General features: G+C 52.8%; 16 protein-coding genes and 1 riboswitch. Of the genes, 7 read left to right on the forward strand and 9 right to left on the reverse strand.

Annotated elements, in window-relative coordinates:
* Positions 1-18 precede the first annotated feature (18 nt).
* Entirely contained in the window at positions 19-819 is an 801-nt protein-coding gene (gene thiD, locus HV107_RS01035; RefSeq protein WP_182061718.1) for a bifunctional hydroxymethylpyrimidine kinase/phosphomethylpyrimidine kinase, read from the reverse strand.
* Positions 816-1,586, reverse strand: a complete 771-nt coding sequence (thiM, locus tag HV107_RS01040; RefSeq protein ID WP_182061719.1) for a hydroxyethylthiazole kinase — start codon at positions 1,584-1,586, stop codon at positions 816-818. The genes thiD and thiM overlap by 4 nt, the downstream gene beginning before the upstream one ends.
* A 35-nt stretch (positions 1,587-1,621) precedes the next feature.
* Positions 1,622-1,719: riboswitch (TPP riboswitch) on the reverse strand.
* A gap of 593 nt (positions 1,720-2,312) precedes the next feature.
* On the opposite strand from thiM, the gene HV107_RS01045 reads away from it, so the two are divergent.
* The 3 genes from HV107_RS01045 (at position 2,313) to HV107_RS01055 (ending at position 5,948) form a co-directional block, all read left to right on the forward strand.
* On the forward strand, positions 2,313-2,774 hold the full coding sequence (locus tag HV107_RS01045) for a hypothetical protein (protein ID WP_182061720.1): 462 nt from the start codon (positions 2,313-2,315) through the stop codon (positions 2,772-2,774).
* Positions 2,775-3,086: 312 nt separating this feature from the next.
* Complete coding sequence (locus HV107_RS01050; protein WP_182061721.1) at positions 3,087-4,463, forward strand: diaminobutyrate--2-oxoglutarate transaminase; 1,377 nt, start codon at positions 3,087-3,089, stop codon at positions 4,461-4,463.
* 18 nt (positions 4,464-4,481) lie between these two features.
* On the forward strand, positions 4,482-5,948 hold the full coding sequence (locus HV107_RS01055; protein ID WP_182061722.1) for an aspartate aminotransferase family protein: 1,467 nt from the start codon (positions 4,482-4,484) through the stop codon (positions 5,946-5,948).
* Between the two features lie 56 nt (positions 5,949-6,004).
* Here the strand turns inward: HV107_RS01055 and HV107_RS01060 are convergent, their stop codons facing one another.
* The 3 genes from HV107_RS01060 to HV107_RS01070 are packed head-to-tail and all read right to left on the reverse strand — an operon-like array spanning position 6,005 to position 9,800.
* Positions 6,005-8,221 (reverse strand): polysaccharide biosynthesis tyrosine autokinase, encoded by a 2,217-nt coding sequence (locus HV107_RS01060; RefSeq protein ID WP_182061723.1) that lies wholly within the window; start codon positions 8,219-8,221, stop codon positions 6,005-6,007.
* Between the two features lie 11 nt (positions 8,222-8,232).
* Positions 8,233-8,679: a protein tyrosine phosphatase gene (locus HV107_RS01065; protein ID WP_409050243.1), complete on the reverse strand. Its 447-nt coding sequence runs from the start codon at positions 8,677-8,679 to the stop codon at positions 8,233-8,235.
* Positions 8,667-9,800, reverse strand: a complete 1,134-nt coding sequence (locus HV107_RS01070) for a polysaccharide export protein (RefSeq protein ID WP_182061724.1) — start codon at positions 9,798-9,800, stop codon at positions 8,667-8,669. Before HV107_RS01070 ends, HV107_RS01065 begins: the two co-directional genes overlap by 13 nt.
* Before the next feature lie 367 nt (positions 9,801-10,167).
* On the opposite strand from HV107_RS01070, the gene HV107_RS01075 reads away from it, so the two are divergent.
* Together HV107_RS01075 and HV107_RS01080 are read left to right on the forward strand one after the other, a co-directional pair.
* The gene (locus HV107_RS01075) at positions 10,168-10,500 is read left to right on the forward strand and encodes an RcnB family protein (RefSeq protein WP_182061725.1); all 333 of its coding nucleotides are present in this window, start codon (positions 10,168-10,170) and stop codon (positions 10,498-10,500) included.
* Positions 10,475-10,930, forward strand: coding sequence for a GNAT family N-acetyltransferase (locus HV107_RS01080; protein ID WP_409050244.1), 456 nt, complete (start codon positions 10,475-10,477; stop codon positions 10,928-10,930). The genes HV107_RS01075 and HV107_RS01080 overlap by 26 nt, the downstream gene beginning before the upstream one ends.
* Positions 10,931-11,012: 82 nt before the next feature.
* On the opposite strand, the gene apbC is transcribed toward HV107_RS01080, so the two are convergent.
* Positions 11,013-12,122: an iron-sulfur cluster carrier protein ApbC gene (apbC, locus tag HV107_RS01085; RefSeq protein ID WP_182061727.1), complete on the reverse strand. Its 1,110-nt coding sequence runs from the start codon at positions 12,120-12,122 to the stop codon at positions 11,013-11,015.
* A gap of 137 nt (positions 12,123-12,259) precedes the next feature.
* Here apbC and metG point away from each other — a divergent pair, with 137 nt between their 5' ends.
* Complete coding sequence (gene metG, locus HV107_RS01090) at positions 12,260-14,293, forward strand: methionine--tRNA ligase (RefSeq protein ID WP_182061728.1); 2,034 nt, start codon at positions 12,260-12,262, stop codon at positions 14,291-14,293.
* A gap of 78 nt (positions 14,294-14,371) precedes the next feature.
* Here metG and HV107_RS01095 read toward each other — a convergent pair whose 3' ends face one another.
* The 3 genes from HV107_RS01095 to HV107_RS01105 are packed head-to-tail and all read right to left on the reverse strand — an operon-like array spanning position 14,372 to position 17,287.
* The gene (locus HV107_RS01095; RefSeq protein ID WP_182063435.1) at positions 14,372-14,842 is read right to left on the reverse strand and encodes a DUF1456 family protein; all 471 of its coding nucleotides are present in this window, start codon (positions 14,840-14,842) and stop codon (positions 14,372-14,374) included.
* Positions 14,843-14,888: 46 nt separating this feature from the next.
* A complete protein-coding gene (gene btsR / locus HV107_RS01100) occupies positions 14,889-15,608 on the reverse strand; it encodes a two-component system response regulator BtsR (protein ID WP_182061729.1) in 720 nt (239 codons plus the stop codon).
* Positions 15,602-17,287: a sensor histidine kinase gene (locus HV107_RS01105; protein WP_182061730.1), complete on the reverse strand. Its 1,686-nt coding sequence runs from the start codon at positions 17,285-17,287 to the stop codon at positions 15,602-15,604. The genes btsR and HV107_RS01105 overlap by 7 nt, the downstream gene beginning before the upstream one ends.
* Positions 17,288-17,505: 218 nt before the next feature.
* On the opposite strand from HV107_RS01105, the gene mlrA reads away from it, so the two are divergent.
* Positions 17,506-18,246, forward strand: a complete 741-nt coding sequence (gene mlrA / locus HV107_RS01110) for an HTH-type transcriptional regulator MlrA (protein ID WP_182063436.1) — start codon at positions 17,506-17,508, stop codon at positions 18,244-18,246.
* Positions 18,247-18,272: the final 26 nt, after the last annotated feature.

Genomic DNA, 18,272 nt, shown 5'->3' on the forward strand with positions numbered 1-18,272 from the left:
TTCCTGTCAGTATACGGCTTACCACCATGCATGAAAATGATGAACCGGCCCAATACCGTGACCCACTTCCAGAGTATCGGCTTTTGCCAGTGCCGCAGAGAGCCAGGTTTTGGCCTCCTGCACCGTATCGGCCCAGGAGTTATGTCGCGGGCGCAGTGCCGCCAGCGCCGCCGAGAGTGTACAGCCTGTACCGTGCGTGTTTTTGGTCTGTACCCTGGGCGCGGTAAACCGCATTTCTCCGTCACGGGTAAAGAGCCAGTCCGGGCTTTCGGCATCATCAAGATGGCCGCCTTTCATCAGCACCGCGCCACAGCCCATGGCCAGCAGCGCCCTGCCCTGCTCTTTCATCTCGCGTTCATTCCGCGCGTGCGGCGCATTCAGCAGCGTTGCGGCTTCTGGCAGGTTAGGCGTGATCAGCGCTACCTGCGGGAGCAGTTTTTGTCGCAGGGTCTCGACAGCAGAAACAGAAAGCAGCGGATCGCCACTTTTGGCCAGCATCACGGTATCGAGCACCACGTTTTGTATCTGGTAGCGTTTAAGCCGTTCAGCCACCGCTTCAACAATATCTGTTTCCGCCAGCATCCCGATTTTTGTGGTATCGATGCGCACATCGCTGAACACCGAGTCCAGCTGTGCCGCGACAAAATCGGGTTCAATACGATAAACCGATTGTACGCCGCGTGTATTTTGCGCCACCAGAGCAGTGATCACCGAACAGCCATAGGCTCCCAGCGCTGAGAAGGTTTTCAGATCGGCCTGAATACCCGCGCCGCCGCTTGGATCGGTGCCGGCAATGGTCAGTGCATTAATTCGCTTCATACCTGTTCCTCCAGGGTGTAGAGCGCATCGAGAAACACACTGGCAAAGCTACCCGGGCCGCGAGAATGCCTGATGGCGACCGTTCCTGCGCGCTTCATAAAGCCACAGGCTGCCGCCACGTTATCCAGCCGGTCTCCAGGCAATGAACAACTGGCGGCCACCACAGCCGAAAGCGCACATCCGGTTCCCACAACGCGCGTCATTAGGGGATCACCCCCTGTCACCGTATGGGTTCGTAGCCCGTCAGTCACATAATCGACTTCCCCGGTGACCACGACGATGGCATTAGTCTGTCGTGCCAGCGCCTGCGCCGCGGGCAGTGCGCTTGAGGCCGTGTCGGTGGTATCTACGCCACGGCCCCCGGCGCTCATTCCGGCAAGCGCCAGAATTTCCGAGGCATTACCGCGAATAGCGGCAGGTTTAAGCGTGAGGATTTGATGGCAAAAACGGGTGCGGAACGTCAGCGCGCCGACCGCAACCGGGTCGAGCGTCCAGGGTTTACCTGCGGCAACGGCGCTCTCTATCGCCCGGCGCATCGACTGCGCGCGGGGGGCGGTAAGCGTGCCGACATTAATCAGCAATGCATCTGCAAAAGTAGCGAACTGTTCAGCTTCTTCCGCTTCAATGACCATCGCCGGAGAAGCACCAAGCGCCAGCAGCACGTTAGCGGTAAAAGTTTGCACGACATCGTTAGTCATGCAGTGCGTGAGCGGGGAACGGGTTCGGAACTGATGTAAAACGTGTAAGTCGAGCAGGTCAGGCTGCATGGTGTCGCTCCTGCCTTGCGTGAAGAAGCGATGACCGGGAAGGCATCTGACTTCCCTACGCTGGCATTATCCAGATCAGGTAATACGGGTATTTCTCAGCCTTCATCGAAGAAGGGCACCCCGAGTCAAATTACACAAAATAATGTAACAGAGGCAGACTAAGGTAAGCTGCACGCAATAGCAAGCCCTGCCCCTTTCAACATCCCCAGCGATACCCACGCTAAACAATCAAATTTTTATCCATTATTTTTTGCCGCAACTATTTTTAAATGCATACATTTAATGTTATTGATTTATGAGTAATTAAACGCTCAGCCGGATTTACCCCGCTTGTACACCACTCATAAATATCCATTAAAAACAATAAATTACAACAATAATATTCATATAGTCATGGGCTTATCTAATAGTATCAAATGTGATCTACATCAAAATGATGTCAGTCCTGATATTGGATAGTTGTCCTCCGTAACCAGTGTCGCTACTAAAGAAACGCATACTAAAATAAGCTCTACGAAAATTCATAACATTTACGATATTCCTTAATCGCCATATTGATACTGTTCGATGAAATTAATTATATATAGCGCAATAGTTTCTTTGTGCCTGGTCGCGACGGGCATTTTTATTGGCATGATTTATTTTACGCAAATAAACCAGTGCTTATAGTTGTCAGGTAAATAAACGAATTGACTCTGTGTCGTTTTCAATAATCAAGGTCATATAATGAAAAAATTAGTGATGATAGCCGTGGCCCTTTCAACGCTGGCAGGTTGTACAGCCCAGGCGGATCGGATGGCGAAATGCGAAGCGCAGGGCATCAGCCGCGATACCTGCTACCTTGCCGAGCAAAACCGTACGGCAGCGGTAAACGCAGCGGCTGAAAAGCAAGCAATGGAGAATGCCGCAGCAGCGGTACAACATGCGCAAGAAGCCAAGATCCACGATCCCATGCGTGAAGCCTCGTTCTCATCGAACGGACTTAATGCCACTATTTCGAACGGCTTTTTTAGCGCAACGGTTAATGGCAAAAAAGCGACCGTTAAACGCTTAAATGCAAATTTTTATGAAATACATGGTAACGGATTTGTTATATCCATTAGCCTTGATGAGAACGGTATTACGGATGCTTCGTGGAATAAAACCAAAGGACGCGAGCACGGACTTTTACAGGTGACACAGAAATAACGAAGCGGAGGAGGCAATAAGCCTCCTTTTCCAGCAAAAAAAGGCACGATTTGTAACACTCTCCCCCCGACTTTTACGGTCACAGCGAAGTCAGCGTAACGTGCTGTTTTTATTACCCGGAACTCACTACTTTCATTCTCAAAACGAGGATATTCCTCCCCCTGAGCGCCATGTAACAAAACAGTAAACAAATTAACCATTGAGCCCCGTGGCAAAAGGCTCTATATTGGCGGCGTTTTTTTCAGGCCCCATCTGTTTTTTAACTTTTTATTCAATCGTGGCTCATAACGAAGCGGCGGTTGTAGGAGTGATATGATGACGGATAAAGTCCGTATTGACACCGTAGATGCCCATAAAAGCAACGAAACCTATCTGGCCCGTCAGGCCGAGTTTGAATCTAACGTCAGGAGTTATCCGCGCAAGCTGCCTTTAGCTATCACTAAAGCAGACGGCGTGTGGATCACCGATGCAGATAATAAAGAATACCTTGACTGTTTAGCAGGCGCAGGCACCCTTGCGCTTGGCCATAACCACCCTGATGTGCTGAAAAGCATCCAAAATGTCATTACCAGCGGCTTGCCGTTACATACATTGGATCTGACTACGCCGTTGAAAGACGCGTTCTCCGAATATCTGCTGTCTCTGCTGCCTGGTCAGGGCAAAGAGTATTGCCTGCAATTCACCGGCCCATCTGGTGCTGATGCTGTTGAAGCAGCACTGAAACTGGCGAAAAAAGTTACCGGCCGTAGCGGTATCATCAGCTTCTCTGGTGGCTACCACGGTATGACTCACGGCGCACTGTCCGTGACCGGCAACCTGTCTCCGAAAGAAGCGGTTGACGGCATGATGCCAGAAGTTCAGTTCATGCCTTACCCACATCAGTACCGTTGCCCACTGGGTATCGGCGGTGAAGCGGGCGTGAAAGCGCTGACCTACTACTTCGATAACCTGATCAACGACGTAGAAAGCGGCGTGCGCAAACCTGCTGCCGTTATTCTGGAAGCGGTTCAGGGCGAAGGCGGCGTGAACCCGGCTCCGGCTGAGTGGTTGCAGCGCATCCGTAAAGTGACTCAGGAACACGGCATTCTGCTGATCCTCGACGAAGTTCAGGCAGGCTTTGCCCGTACAGGTAAATTCTTCGCCTTCGAACACGCAGGTATCGAGCCAGATATCATCGTGATGTCCAAAGCTGTTGGTGGCGGTCTGCCACTGGCCGTGCTCGGTATCAAAAAGCAGTTCGATGCATGGGCACCAGGTCACCACACCGGTACTTTCCGCGGCAACCAGCTGGCGATGGCAACCGGTCTGACGACGCTGAAAATCCTCAAAGACCAGAACATCGCAGGCAAAGTGGCTGCACAAGGCGAATGGCTGAAAGCACAGCTGGCTGAGCTGCAAAAACGTTATCCGGTAATCGGTCATATTCGTGGTCTGGGCATGATGATCGGTATCGAGATCGTTAAGCCACACGAAGCGGCTGACCACATGGGTTGCTACCCGGGCGATGGCGAGCTGTCTGCGCTGATTCAGAAGAAGTGCTTCGAAGCTGGTCTGATTCTGGAACGTGGCGGTCGTAACGGCATTGTGCTGCGTCTGCTGCCTTCTCTGCTGATCAGCGATGAAGAGCTGAAGATCTTCCTGGATAAATTCGAGCAGGCACTGCTTGCTGCGGGCGTTCGCCCGGCGTAACCGGAGTTATTGATTACGATGTCTGATTCAAACCCAATTTTGTTCTCCTCTGCACAGAGCATTGAAGCTTACCAGCAGGCGATTGAACAAAGCACTCAGGCTGTGATGCAGTGGCTGAAACAGCCTGAGATGTACCAGGGCAAAACGGTCGCAGAACTGCGCGACCGTATTAAGCTGGATTTCAACCCGAAGGGGCTGGGCAACGACGCGGCGATTGAACGCGCCGTTGAGTTCTTCCTGAAAGACAGTTTGTCCGTTCATCACCCGCAGTGTGTTGCGCACCTGCATTGCCCAAGCCTGGTGGTAAGCCAGGCCGCGGAAGTGCTGATTAACGCAACTAACCAGAGTATGGACTCCTGGGATCAAAGCCCGTCCGCAACCATTATCGAAATCAAACTGATTGAATGGCTGCGTACCCGCGTGGGTTATCAGGCTGGCGACGCAGGTGTCTTCACCAGCGGCGGCACCCAGAGCAACCTGATGGGGCTGATGCTGGCACGTGATGCGTTCTTTGCGCGTCTGGGCCACTCTGTCCAGCAGGACGGTCTGGTTGGCGATCTGCGTAAAATTCGTGTGCTGTGCTCCGAAAACGCGCACTTCTCCGTGCAGAAAAACATGGCGTTGATGGGCCTGGGTTACCAGTCCGTGGTACAGGTGAAAACTGACGAATTCTCCCGCATGGATCTGACCGATCTGGCGGCGAAAATTGAGCAGTGTAATGCCAACGGCGAACAGATCCTGGCGATTGTCGCGACAGCAGGTACTACCGATGCCGGTGCTATCGATCCGCTGCGTGCGATTGCTGATCTGGCGGCGAAGCAGAATATCTGGGTACACGTTGATGCGGCCTGGGGCGGCGCATTGCTGATGTCTGAGCAGTATCGCCACTATCTGGACGGTATCGAGCTGGTGGATTCCATTACCCTGGACTTCCACAAACAGTTCTTCCAGACCATCAGCTGCGGCGCGTTCCTGCTGAAAGAAGCGCGTCACTATGAGCTGATGCGCTATCAGGCTGCGTACCTGAACTCTGAGTTCGACGAAGAAGCTGGCGTGCCTAACCTGGTATCCAAGTCTCTGCAAACCACGCGTCGTTTCGATGCGCTTAAATTGTGGATGAGCCTGGAAGCACTGGGTCAGGAGCAGTACGCTGCTATCATCGATCACGGTGTGACCCTGGCACAGCAGGTTGCTGCGTATGTGAAAGAGCAGTCAGCTCTTGAACTGGTGATGCAACCTCAGCTGGCAAGCGTGCTGTTCCGCTTCCGTCCGCAAATGCAGATGGATGATGCGGGCATTGCGCTGTTGAACCAGAAAATCGGCGATGCACTGCTGGAATCCGGCCGTGCCAACGTCGGTGTCACCGAGCATAACGGTATCACCTGCCTGAAGCTGACGCTGCTGAACCCAACCGTGACGCTGGAGGACATCAAAGTCCTGCTGTCTCTGGTTGAGCGTACTGCGCAGGAAGTTCTGGCGAAGTAATATCCCTAACGGGTGCGAGCATTCGCCCGCACCCGTTTGTTCTTGCCAACCCTTTATCAGTTTCCCGCCCTGCGTTTCTTCTTCCCTTTCGCGTAAGCGACCTTCTCATAATCATCGCCTTGCAGATTGTAGCCTGCACTGTAATAACTCACTGCCGATCTCACCACGTCATTGACGATAACGCCCTTAATATTCACGTTCATTTTTTGCAGTCGCCGCGTACAGGCAAGCATCTCTTTCACACTGGTGACGTTATAACGCGCCACCAACAGTGTCGATGCAGCAAGGCTTCCAACCAGTGCGGCATCCGTCACTGCCAGGATAGGCGGCGTATCAATAATCACCATGTCATAGCGTTCACTGGCCCACTGTATAAATTTGCGGAAGCGATCGTGCATCAGCAATTCCGCGGGATTTGGCGGGATCTGCCCGCAAGTCACTACATCAAAATTCGCGGTTTCATAAGTCTGGATTGCCTGCTGGAATGACACTTTCCCGGAAAGAACGTCGGATAACCCCGAATCATTTCTCAGCGGAAAAATGTTGTGAACGTAGCCCTTACGCATGTCGGCATCCACCAGTAATACCCTCTCCCCAACCTGAGCCACCAGTGCCGCCAGGGTGGTACTGACCAGCGTCTTGCCGCAGTTTTGCGTCGGCCCACTGAACATCAGAATGTTGTTTTCAGCCTCCATCATCGCAAAGTGCAGGCTGGTTCGCAGCCCACGCACTGCCTCGACGAAAATATCCAGCGGTCTGTCGATGGGTAAAAAGGGTACGTTAGTGGTTTTGTGTTTCTCGGCAGCGCCAAAGAAATGCACTTTCGGGATCCGGGTTTTATCTCTCAACCAGGATGAACGGGGCAGCGTGGCATAGACGTTCATACCGTGGGCTTCCAGCAGTTCCGGGGTATCTATCCCTTTCTTAAAGGCGGCTTTCACCATGACCGAACCGGCAGACAGAATCAGTCCTATCAGCGTTGAGAGAAGAACAATCAATAACTTACGCGGCTGAACAGGTTCAGGAGACATAAGCGGCTCATCGATAATGCGCACATTACCTATCGTACTTGAGCGGGAGATATTCAGCTCCTGCTGGCGGGTCAACAGTTGCTGATAGATAGCCCGGCCTGAATCGACATCACGGCTAAGACGCAATATCTCTTGCTGCATTGAGGGCATTCCCGAGACACGCTGGCTCAGCCTTGCGCGTTCATTCTCCAGCGTGTGCCGTTTCTCGCGCAGGGCGCGGTAGCTTGGGTGATCTTTCTTGAAGTGCTGCGAGATTTCCGCCTCGCGAAATGTCAGTTCATTGAGCTGATTATCCACATTCACTATTTGCTCGAGCACAGATTTCGCCTCAAGACTCAGGTCAACCGAGTCACGTTGCTGGCGATAAGTATTCAGGCGTTTTTCTGCCTGTTCCAGATCGGCCCGCACGCTGGGCAGCTGCCGCTGCAGGAAATCCAGACTTTGCGAATCCTGGGCAGCCTGGCGGGCGATGTTCTGCTGAAGATAGTTATCGGCAATGCTTTTCAGTGTCCGGGTGATAAGCTCCGGGCTAGCGCCCGTCAGGCTCAGGCTCAGAATGCCGCTGTCTTTTCCCATCTCTTTTACGTTAAAACGCGTGGTCAAATCATTGATGGTTTGCGGCAAAGAACGCTGTTTTACCTGAAAACGCGTGCCCACCGGGGCGTCTAGTTCGCTGACCAGCAGCGATACGCCTGCCATTTTCAGCAGTTGTCCTGTTTTTCCCTGAGCGCGGATCCCCGCAGCTTCCACCCGAAAACGGTTTTGACCTTCGGCAATGACAGTCAGGTTTTTGTCACCGGCTTGCTGAGCCGGGAATTGCAGGAATGCCAGGCTCAGCGCGCCCGGTTTTTCACCGGTAAGCCTGGCCCAACCGGCCCCCAGAATCGGGAGTCGTGACTGAATGACCTGATAACGTAAACCGAGATCATCGATGGTTTTTCCGAGGATCATGCGCGATTTGAGCAGCTGTATTTCCGCCATTGAGTCTGGCGTATAACCCGGCGTCAGCTGGTTAAGGGACTTCAGCAGGCTGTTTTGTTGTTTGTCCTCAATCTGGATCAGGGCATCAGCACTGTACTGCGGCGTTGCAAACAGCGTGTACATCCCCCCAAAAAATGCAAAGCAAAGGGTGACGAAAATAATGCGCAGCCGATGGTCAAACAGTTCGGCGAAAAGACGCCCCATATCCAGCTGCTGAATCTCAGTAGATTCGCCGTAGGCATACTCATTTTTCGATAACATAGGTTAATCCTTTACCTGTTGAGCCGTCTGGCCCACTCCTGACTTGCCCTGACCAGCAGGTCAAAAACGTATTCAAATGCATCCGGACTTTTACAGTACGGATCGGGTATTTCTTTGTTATCAAGCCACCGTCCAAACAGCAGGCTTTTGCCTCGCATCTCGGGGGCAATCGCTGAGATATAATTTAATTGCCGGCTCTCCATCACCAGGATCAAGTCAGACTGGCGCATCATCGCGTGCGTCAATTTACGCGCCACATGTCCCTGCAGCGAAACACCGTACTGAAGGATCGTATCTGCTGCGCAGCAGTCGGCAGGCTGTCCTTCAAGACCATTAATTCCTGCGGATTCAATGCGGATAAGGGGAAGGTATTTTTGCAGCAGACGCTCCCCTGTCGGGGAGCGGCAGATATTGCCAGTGCACACAACCAATATTGACTGGATAATCATTGTGGCCACGACTTGATATAGCGGACCGTTTCGGTCAGGTCGTGAATACCGCTAATCGTTGGTACCAGCTGGCTGACGATGCGATTCCAGCGCGAAAGTGGAGCAGTGGTGACATAGACAATATCGTAGGGCTCCAGCTGAAATTCAGCACTCAGAACCATGGCTGAAGCATCCCGCGCGTTCAGCTGGTACACCCTGGCTATTTTCTCTTTGTCGCTGCTACGCAACACGGAACGAATAACAAAGATCCCACTGGCATCCGCCATATTCATATTTAGCCCACCGGCATTTCCCAACGCCTCGGCAAGGGTCATGCCACTGCGATCCATTTTGAGGGTGCTCTGTTTAACCACCTCCCCCATGACAAAGACCTTCAGGGCATCATTACGCGGAATAAACAGAATATCGCCCGGCAATAACAGATGATTCTGTGTTAAATCGCCATGCTGCATAAGCGCATAGAGCGAAATGGGTGCATCTTTACCCTCATGGGTTAACACCACGTGACGCCAGTCAGCATCTGCAGACAAGCCGCCAGCTGCGTTCACCGCGTCCATCACGGTCAGTGGGATGTTGGTGATCGGCTGCTGCCCTGATTTCACCACTTCGCCGGTGACATAGGCTTTTTGCGAGCGGAAAGCGGCAATGCTGACATCCACCTGCGGGCTTTCAATCACCTGCTCCAGGCGCGCAGTAATACTGTCGCGCACCTCCGCTATCGTTTTGCCTGCTACTGATATTTTCCCCACATACGGATAAAACAGCGTCCCGTCTGCCCCAACCCAATTTCCGGTATCGCTGGCACTACGGTATTGCCCGGCAGGTGTGGTCAACTCAGGGTGATCCCAGACTGTAATCATCAGTACATCCCCCGGACCGATACGGTATTCCCACCGCTTTAGTTGTTCGTCCAGTCCAGGATTAGTCTGGGATTTCAGTGGCGCAGTGCGCAGGTTTTCAATAACTGAAGGCGTAAGAGGATAAATATCGACTCTTTTATTCAGATCAAATTCTTCGTCAATAACCGGGGGCTTATTTTTTCCGAATGTATTTAAATACTGCCCAGGTGCCATCTGGCAGCCCGCGATAAAAATGGCCGATATAAGCAAGGGAATTCTTATTAATTTCATTTTTTATATTGATGATAGGCATGGGTTAATCGCCTGAAATATTTAGGAAATAAATATTAAATATCAGCGAGTGATAAAGTCTGCATCCTAAGTTAGAGGGTGTGCTAATACAAGAATTGCGCCCAACAATAATAGAAATTAACAGAAGCAACGCTAAGGAGAATAAACAGACTATTACAGCGAGAGTGGAGTGTTCGCTCGTCCGATAGCCAGCGCTATCACATCGCTCTTTCTGATAAAGACAAGACACAACCATTTGTTACATTTTTTCCCAAACGAGCCACACTGCCAGTCATAAGATACACTGTTTCTGGCTGGTCACGGAACCACAGGCCAGATTATCGCTAAATGAAACATCGGAGAAACAATGTCGAAAGGTAAATTACTGCTTCTGGGCGCGTTGATGTCAGTTGCAGGTATCGCGTTTTCCGCGCCAGAGGCGGCGGCAGCCCCTGCGGGCATCCAGGCATACGCAGAACAAGAGTTCATTGCCGATTTCACGAAATTCAAGATCGGTGACACGGCGCCTGCGCTGTACCAGACACCGGAATACACCATCAAACAGTATCAACTGCGTAACCTTCCAGCACCGGATGCGGGCACGCACTGGACCTATATGGGCGAGAATTACGTTCTGATCGGTGATGCCGATGGCAAAATCTATAAAGCGTACAATGGAGATATTTTCTATCACCGCTGATTCAATAACGATCCGCCCGTGGCAGGAAAGCGACCATCCTTTCCTGCGCACGCTCTACCTACACGCGCGCCGTGATGCCTGGCCGTGGTTAAACAGTTCGCAATGGCAACCTGAAGACTTTGACGCAGCAACCCGCGACGAAGAGATTTGGGTCGCTGTGCAAGACGGCCATCGCCTGGGTTTTGCATCCATCTGGATTACCGATAACTTTCTGCACAACCTGTTTGTCGACCCGCAGTACCAGAGTCTGGGCGTGGGACGATTGCTACTGGAACAGGCGCAAAAGACGTTTACCAGTACCGGGGCATTAAAGTGTCTGGTGAAAAATAAACGGGCCGTCGTCTTTTACCAGCGCCACGGCTGGCATATCGAGGCATCGGGAGATTCTCCGGACGGAGAGTATTATTTGATGCATTACCGGTTGCGTTAAAAGTCGGGTGGCGGCTTCGCCTTACCCGACCTACGTGATGAGCCGGGTAAGCGAAGCGCCACCTGGCACTAAAGCAAAGAAATTACACCGCGCGGAACGCGATTTCACCCGGAATGACTTCACCCTGCCAGTAGAGCTGCGCGGCAACGCGGCCCGCAAGCTGGCGATACATATCAGCGAACTCACTTTCAGGGCGGCTCACAACCGTCGGTTTACCGCTGTCCAGATCTTCACGCAGCGTAATGTGCAGCGGCATCTGGCCGAGTAACTGGGTGTGATACTGCTCAGCCAGTTTCTCTGCGCCACCGGTGCCAAAGATTGGCTCATGATGTCCGCAGTTGCTGCAAATATGCATACTCATGTTCTCGACAATACCGAGCACCGGTACGTCCACTTTCTCGAACATGACGATCCCTTTTTTGGCATCAATCAGCGCGATATCCTGCGGCGTGGTCACCACAACGGCACCAGTAACCGGAATGTTCTGCGCCAGAGTGAGCTGAATGTCACCCGTACCCGGCGGCATATCCAGAACCAGGTAATCCAGATCGGGCCACATCGTTTCCTGCAACATCTGCATCAGCGCTTTACTGGCCATCGGGCCACGCCAGACCATCGCGTTATCGTCTGTTACCAGATAGCCAATCGAGTTGGTTGCCAGGCCATGCGCCATGATAGGCGCCATGTGCGTACCATCTGGCGAAGTTGGACGTTGGTTTTCTGCGCCCAGCATGTTGGGAATCGACGGGCCGTAGATATCAGCATCCAGAATACCCACTTTTGCCCCTTCGGCAGCCAGCGCCAGCGCCAGGTTTACCGCCGTGGAGGATTTACCCACCCCACCCTTACCGGAGCTGACCGCGATGATATTCTTCACGCCGTTCACACCCGGATGGTTTTTCACCCGCTTAAGCGTGGCGATGTTGTGGGTCAGCTTCCAGTCAATGGCTTTCGCCCCGGTGATGCGCAGCAGATCAGAGCTGCACTCCTCTTTTAACGCATCAAAGGCGCTGGTGAACACGAACGGCATTTGCAGTTCAATGTGCAGCGTTTCATCCAGCCAGGCGACATGATGCAGCGCTTTCAGCGTAGTGAGATTGTGCTTCAGGGTTGGATGCTGAAAATTAGCCAGGATCCCGGCAACCATTGCGCGTAGGACTTCCGGTGATTTGGCCTGGGATTGCGAACTCATCCCGACTCCTTTGTTCTTGTGAATAAGACCTTAGTTGAACAAGTTTACCTGAAAGGCCGCGGTTTGTGCTTACTTAATAATGCCCCATTTGGTAATATCAAAAACCCTTTTCACAGTTAAAAGAAGTAATGACTACTATGACTCAAGTCGCGAAAAAAATTCTGGTAACGTGCGCACTGCCGTACGCCAACGGCTCAATCCACCTCGGCCACATGCTGGAGCATATCCAGGCTGATGTCTGGGTCCGTTACCAGCGAATGCGCGGCCATCAGGTCAACTTCATCTGCGCGGACGATGCCCACGGCACGCCAATTATGTTGAAAGCACAGCAGTTGGGTGTTTCTCCTGAGCAGATGATTGCCGAAATGAGTCAGGAACATCAGACTGATTTTGCTGGCTTTGACATCAGCTACGACAACTACCACTCCACGCACAGCGACGAAAACCGTGAGCTGTCGGAGCTTATTTACTCGCGTCTGAAAGAGAACGGTTTTATTAAAAACCGCACTATCTCTCAGCTGTACGATCCAGAAAAAGGTATGTTCCTGCCGGATCGTTTCGTGAAAGGCACCTGCCCGAAATGTAAATCACCCGACCAGTATGGCGATAACTGCGAAGTGTGCGGCGCAACCTACAGCCCAACCGAGCTTATCGAACCAAAATCGGTAGTATCTGGCGCAACGCCGGTGATGCGTGATTCCGAACACTTCTTCTTCGACCTGCCGTCGTTTAGCGAAATGCTGCAGGCGTGGACCCGCAGTGGCGCGCTGCAAGAGCAGGTGGCGAACAAAATGCAGGAGTGGTTCGAGTCTGGTTTGCAGCAGTGGGATATCTCCCGCGATGCACCATACTTCGGCTTCGAAATCCCGAACGCACCGGGCAAATATTTCTACGTCTGGCTTGACGCGCCAATCGGCTACATGGGCTCCTTCAAGAACCTGTGCGACAAGCGCGGCGACACCGTCAGCTTTGACGAATACTGGAAGAAAGACTCCGATGCCGAGCTGTATCACTTCATCGGCAAAGACATCGTTTACTTCCACAGCCTGTTCTGGCCGGCAATGCTGGAAGGCAGCAACTTCCGCAAGCCGACCAACCTGTTCGTACACGGCTATGTGACGGTCAACGGCGCGAAGATGTCCAAATCTCGCGGCACCTTCATTAAAGCCAGCACCTGGCTGAACCACTTCGACGCGGACAGCCTGCGTTATTACTACACCGCGAAACTCTCTTCACGCATCGACGATATCGACCTGAACCTGGAAGATTTCGTGCAGCGCGTGAACGCAGACATCGTGAACAAAGTGGTCAACCTGGCTTCCCGTAACGCAGGTTTTATTGCCAAGCGTTTCGACGGCGTGATGGCAGCTGAACTGGCCGACCCGGCCCTGTACAAAACCTTCACCGACGCAGCTGCCACCATTGGCGACGCGTGGGAAGCACGTGAGTTCGGTAAAGCCGTGCGTGAAATTATGGCGCTGGCAGATCTGGCTAACCGCTATGTGGATGAGCAGGCTCCGTGGGTCGTGGCGAAGCAGGAAGGCCGTGATGCCGATTTGCAGGCCATCTGCTCTATGGGGATCAACCTGTTCCGCGTTCTGATGACGTATCTGAAGCCGGTTCTGCCACAGCTTGCTGCCCGTGCAGAAGCGTTCCTGAACACTGAACTGACCTGGGATGCGATCGCTCAGCCGCTGCTCAGCCACAAAGTGAACACCTTCAAGGCGCTGTATAACCGCATCGAGATGAAACAGGTTGAAGCGCTGGTTGAAGCCTCTAAAGAAGAAGTGAAAGCCGCTGCTGCACCGGTCACCGGCCCGCTGGCTGACGATCCGATTCAGGAAACCATCACCTTTGATGATTTCGCGAAAGTTGACCTGCGCGTAGCGCTGATTGAAAACGCGGAATTTGTGGATGGCTCCGATAAACTGCTGCGTCTGACGCTGGATCTGGGCGGCGAGAAGCGTAACGTCTTCTCTGGTATCCGTTCTGCGTATCCTGATCCGCAGGTACTGATTGGTCGTCAGACCGTCATGGTTGCTAACCTGGCACCGCGTAAAATGCGCTTTGGTATTTCTGAAGGCATGGTGATGGCCGCAGGTCCTGGCGGGAAAGATATCTTCCTGTTAAGCCCTGATGAAGGCGCGAAACCTGGTCAGCAGGTGAAATAATAAAAAAGCCGGAGATCATCTCCGGCTTTTTTTTAGCTTTTTTGCCGGGTGGCGACTCCGCTTTACCCGGTCTGCAACCTACGCTTTTTTGGCGTGCTCGCGTACCGTCAACCCGCGTAAAAAATAACGCATAAACTGGTCGCCACACTCGCGGTAATTTTTATGGTCCGGGGCGCGCATCATCGCGGTGATTTCCGGCATCGACACGCGGAATTTCTGCTCGGTCATGATCGCCAGAATATCGTCGGTTTTCAGTGAAAACGCGATACGCAGCTTTTTCAGCACCGTGTTGTTGTTCACACGACGCTCCAGCGCCAGCTCCGGCGCAGATTCATCTTTGCCGCGCTTATGATAGATAAGGCCGTTCAGGAAACCAGACAGAATGATGTCCGGGCAACGCACAAAGCCCTCTTCATCTTCTTTGGTCATCCAGGTGTCGAAACCGGCTGACGTGGATTCCATATCGGCCAGCGTAAGAATACGCACCATATCGTTGTTGTTTGCTTTCAGGGTGTAGCGCAGGCTACGGAGTATATCGTTACTGAGCATAGAGCCTTCGAATGTCGATGATGCAATGGCGCGCAGTGTACCAGTTTTACAGGCCAATCGCCTCTTTCAAACTTTTCAGATAGCGACGGCTCACCGGTACGGTCTGTCCTGCGCGCAATACCAGCTCAGCCTGGCCGTTATCCTCCAGGCGGATCTCTTTCAGGTGCGCCATGTTAACCAGGTACTGACGATGGCAGCGAATCAACGGCGTGCGGCTTTCCAGCGTGCGCAGGGTCAGCTCGGTAAAGCCTTCGTTACCTTCGGCGCTGGTGACAAACACGCCGCTCATGCGGCTACTGACAAAAGCCACATCGTCCATTTGCAGCAGATAAATTCGGCTGTGACCGGTACAGGGAATAAACTTCAGCGGCTGCTGATTTTCCGGTAACAGGGTAACATCCTGCACGGTACGCTCCTGGCGCAGGAGGATGAGCGTCTTTTCCAGTCTTTTTTCTTCTATCGGTTTAAGCAGATAATCAAAGGCATGTTCTTCAAAAGCTTTCACGGCGTATTCGTCAAACGCCGTCAAAAACACAATATACGGGCGGTGTTCCGGGTCGAGCATCCCGACCATCTCCAGCCCGCTGATGCGCGGCATCTGGATATCCAGAAACAGCACGTCCGGGCGCAGTTTATGTACGGCCCCAATTGCTTCTATAGCGTTAGCACACTCACCAACGATCTCGATATCGCTTTGCTCCTGCAACAGAATGCGCAGGTTTTCCCGTGCTAACGGCTCATCATCAACAATCAGCACTTTCAACATGCGTTTTCCTCCAGCGGTAATCGTAAGGTAATGCGGGTAAATCGGTCCGGCTCACAGGCGACGGTAATGCCGCACGCATCGCCGAAGTGAGCGCGCAGGCGTTTATCCACCAGGCTCATCCCTAATCCGCCCGAGGCGGTTGGCTGGTAGAGCCCGGCGTTATCTTCAATATCCAGCACCAGATGGTGATTAAAACAGCTGGCCGATATGGTTATCTCCCCGATGCCCAGCAGCTGCGACGTGCCGTGTTTGATGGCATTTTCCACGATAGGTTGCAGGGTAAAGGCCGGAAGATGCTGATACGCCAGCTCGTCCGGCACGGATAACGACACATGCAGCCGCGACTGAAAACGCGCTTGCTCGATTTGCAGATAAGCGTTCACATGCTCAATTTCATCGGCCAGGGTAACAATTTCCGAAGGGCGTTTGAGGTTCTTACGGAAAAATGTCGATAAATACTGCACCAGCTGCGCGGCCTGGTCGCTGTCACGGCGAATAACCGCTTTTAGCGTATTCAGGGCGTTAAACAGGAAGTGCGGGTTCACCTGCGCATGAAGAAGTTTGATCTCCGACTGGGTTAAGAGCGCTTTTTGTCGCTCATATTGCCCGGCCAGGATCTGCGCCGAAAGCAGCTGCGCAATCCCCTCACCCAGCGTGCGGTTGATTGAGCTGAACAGCCGGTTTTTTGCCTCGTACAACTTGATGGTTCCCATCACATGCTGGTTTTCCCCACGCAGCGGGATCACCAGAGTAGAACCGAGTTTGCAGTGAGGATGCAGCGAACAGCGGTATGGCACCTCGTTACCGTCGGCATACACCACTTCACCGGTTTCAATGGCACGTAGCGTATAGGTGGACGAAATCGGTTTGCCTGGCAGGTGATGGTCATCCCCTGTTCCGGTAAACGCCAGCAGCCGCTCGCGGTCGGTTATCGCCACCGCGCCAATATCCAGTTCTTTATAAAGAACCTGCGCCACCTTCATGCTGTTTTCTTCGTTAAACCCCTGGCGCAGAATGCCTTCCGTAGAAGCGGCAACCTTCAGAGCGGTAGCGGAAAACGCCGAGGTGTATTTCTCAAACATGGCGCGCTTGTCCAGCAGGATGCGCATAAAGAGCGCCGCGCCCACGGTATTCGTCACCATCATTGGGGCGGCGATGCTGTTCACCAGATGCAGCGCATCCTCAAACGGGCGGGCAATCAGCAGAATAATTGCCATCTGCGCCATTTCTGCGACAAACGTAATCGCACCCGCGGTAATGGGGCTAAAGACTTTATCCGGGCGACCGCGCTTAATCATGTAGCTGTGAACCAGGCCGCCGAGCAGCCCTTCGACGATCGTCGAGATCATGCAGCTTAGCGCCGTCATGCCGCCCATCGAATAACGATGCAGGCCACCAGTTAACCCGACAAGGCCGCCAACAACAGGCCCCCCGAGCAGCCCGCCCATCACCGCACCGATGGCGCGCGTATTGGCGATTGAATCTTCGATATGGAGACCAAAGTAAGTCCCCATAATGCAGAAAATAGAGAAGGTAACGTAACAGAGCAGCTTGTGCGGCAGGCGTACGGTAACTTGCATCAACGGGATAAACAGGCGCGTTTTACTCATCAACCAGGCGATGACAAGGAAAACACACATCTGCTGAAGCAGCAGCAACACCAGGTTAAACTCGTACATACTTGCAAACCGCACGTTCTAAAAACGCGTAACATACACTGATGTGGTTAAACTTTCTTTGAAGCGTACCGAAAAAGGTGTAATTCGTGTTCGATATCACATCTTTTGCTGAATATAACGTTACCTTCGCATTCTTTGTTCAAAAAGTCGCCAATCCTTCCTGGTTCACCATTCTGGGTCTACAGTTAAGCTGGGGACGCGTAAGCCAGGGGGCGAATATGGCGCTTTACACAATAGGTGAAGTGGCACTCCTTTGTGATATCAATCCCGTTACTCTACGGGCTTGGCAACGACGATACGGATTACTTAAACCGCAGAGAACAGACGGTGGTCATCGCCTGTTTAATGATGCGGATATCGATCGGATCCGCGAGATCAAAAGCTGGATCGACAACGGTGTTCAGGTAGGGAAAGTTAAATCGTTACTCAGCCAGGACGATCCTGACACACAACATATCTGGCGCGAACAACAAGAAACCCTGCTGCGACTGTTGCAGGCGGGGAATCTGCAACGCCTGCGTGCGTGGATTAAAGAGCAAGGGCGCGACTACCCTGCGCAAACCCTGATTACCCATCTTTTTATTCCATTACGCCGCCGTCTTCAGTGCCAGCAGTCCACCTTGCAGGCGCTGCTGAGTATGCTTGATGGCGTACTCATCAATTACATTTCCGTTTGCCTTGCCTCGGCAAGGAACAAAAACGGAAAAGATGCGCTGGTCGTTGGCTGGAATGTGCATGATACCACCCGTCTGTGGCTGGAAGCGTGGATAGCCACACAGCAGGGCTGGCGCGTGGATGTACTGGCGCATTCTCTGGCCCAGCTTCGGCCCGAATTCTTTGACGGACAGACGCTACTGGTCTGGTGTGGCGAAGTCCCGACAGCCTCACAGCAACAGCTGCTGACGGAGTGGCGCGAGCACGGCTACCCGGTTTATTCGCTCGGTCCGAATGAGTCGTAACGGCATTTAATGGTTCATTAACAGCT

Source organism: Enterobacter sp. RHBSTW-00175, assembly GCF_013927005.1.
In the GTDB taxonomy this organism is placed as follows: Bacteria; Pseudomonadota; Gammaproteobacteria; order Enterobacterales; family Enterobacteriaceae; genus Enterobacter.

Bases quoted from the DNA above. Each gene is read 5' to 3' on its own strand.
- HV107_RS01105 (WP_182061730.1), bottom strand. From the start codon at position 17,287: ATGTACGAGTTTAACCTGGTGTTGCTGCTGCTTCAGCAGATGTGTGTT.
- HV107_RS01080 (WP_409050244.1), top strand. From the start codon at position 10,475: ATGGAGATATTTTCTATCACCGCTGATTCAATAACGATCCGCCCGTGG.
- HV107_RS01050 (WP_182061721.1), top strand. From the start codon at position 3,087: ATGATGACGGATAAAGTCCGTATTGACACCGTAGATGCCCATAAAAGC.
- mlrA (WP_182063436.1), top strand. From the start codon at position 17,506: ATGGCGCTTTACACAATAGGTGAAGTGGCACTCCTTTGTGATATCAAT.
- HV107_RS01060 (WP_182061723.1), bottom strand. From the start codon at position 8,221: ATGTTATCGAAAAATGAGTATGCCTACGGCGAATCTACTGAGATTCAG.
- thiD (WP_182061718.1), bottom strand. From the start codon at position 819: ATGAAGCGAATTAATGCACTGACCATTGCCGGCACCGATCCAAGCGGC.
- HV107_RS01095 (WP_182063435.1), bottom strand. From the start codon at position 14,842: ATGCTCAGTAACGATATACTCCGTAGCCTGCGCTACACCCTGAAAGCA.
- HV107_RS01075 (WP_182061725.1), top strand. From the start codon at position 10,168: ATGTCGAAAGGTAAATTACTGCTTCTGGGCGCGTTGATGTCAGTTGCA.
- btsR (WP_182061729.1), bottom strand. From the start codon at position 15,608: ATGTTGAAAGTGCTGATTGTTGATGATGAGCCGTTAGCACGGGAAAAC.
- HV107_RS01055 (WP_182061722.1), top strand. From the start codon at position 4,482: ATGTCTGATTCAAACCCAATTTTGTTCTCCTCTGCACAGAGCATTGAA.
- metG (WP_182061728.1), top strand. From the start codon at position 12,260: ATGACTCAAGTCGCGAAAAAAATTCTGGTAACGTGCGCACTGCCGTAC.
- apbC (WP_182061727.1), bottom strand. From the start codon at position 12,122: ATGAGTTCGCAATCCCAGGCCAAATCACCGGAAGTCCTACGCGCAATG.
- thiM (WP_182061719.1), bottom strand. From the start codon at position 1,586: ATGCAGCCTGACCTGCTCGACTTACACGTTTTACATCAGTTCCGAACC.
- HV107_RS01070 (WP_182061724.1), bottom strand. From the start codon at position 9,800: ATGAAATTAATAAGAATTCCCTTGCTTATATCGGCCATTTTTATCGCG.
- HV107_RS01045 (WP_182061720.1), top strand. From the start codon at position 2,313: ATGAAAAAATTAGTGATGATAGCCGTGGCCCTTTCAACGCTGGCAGGT.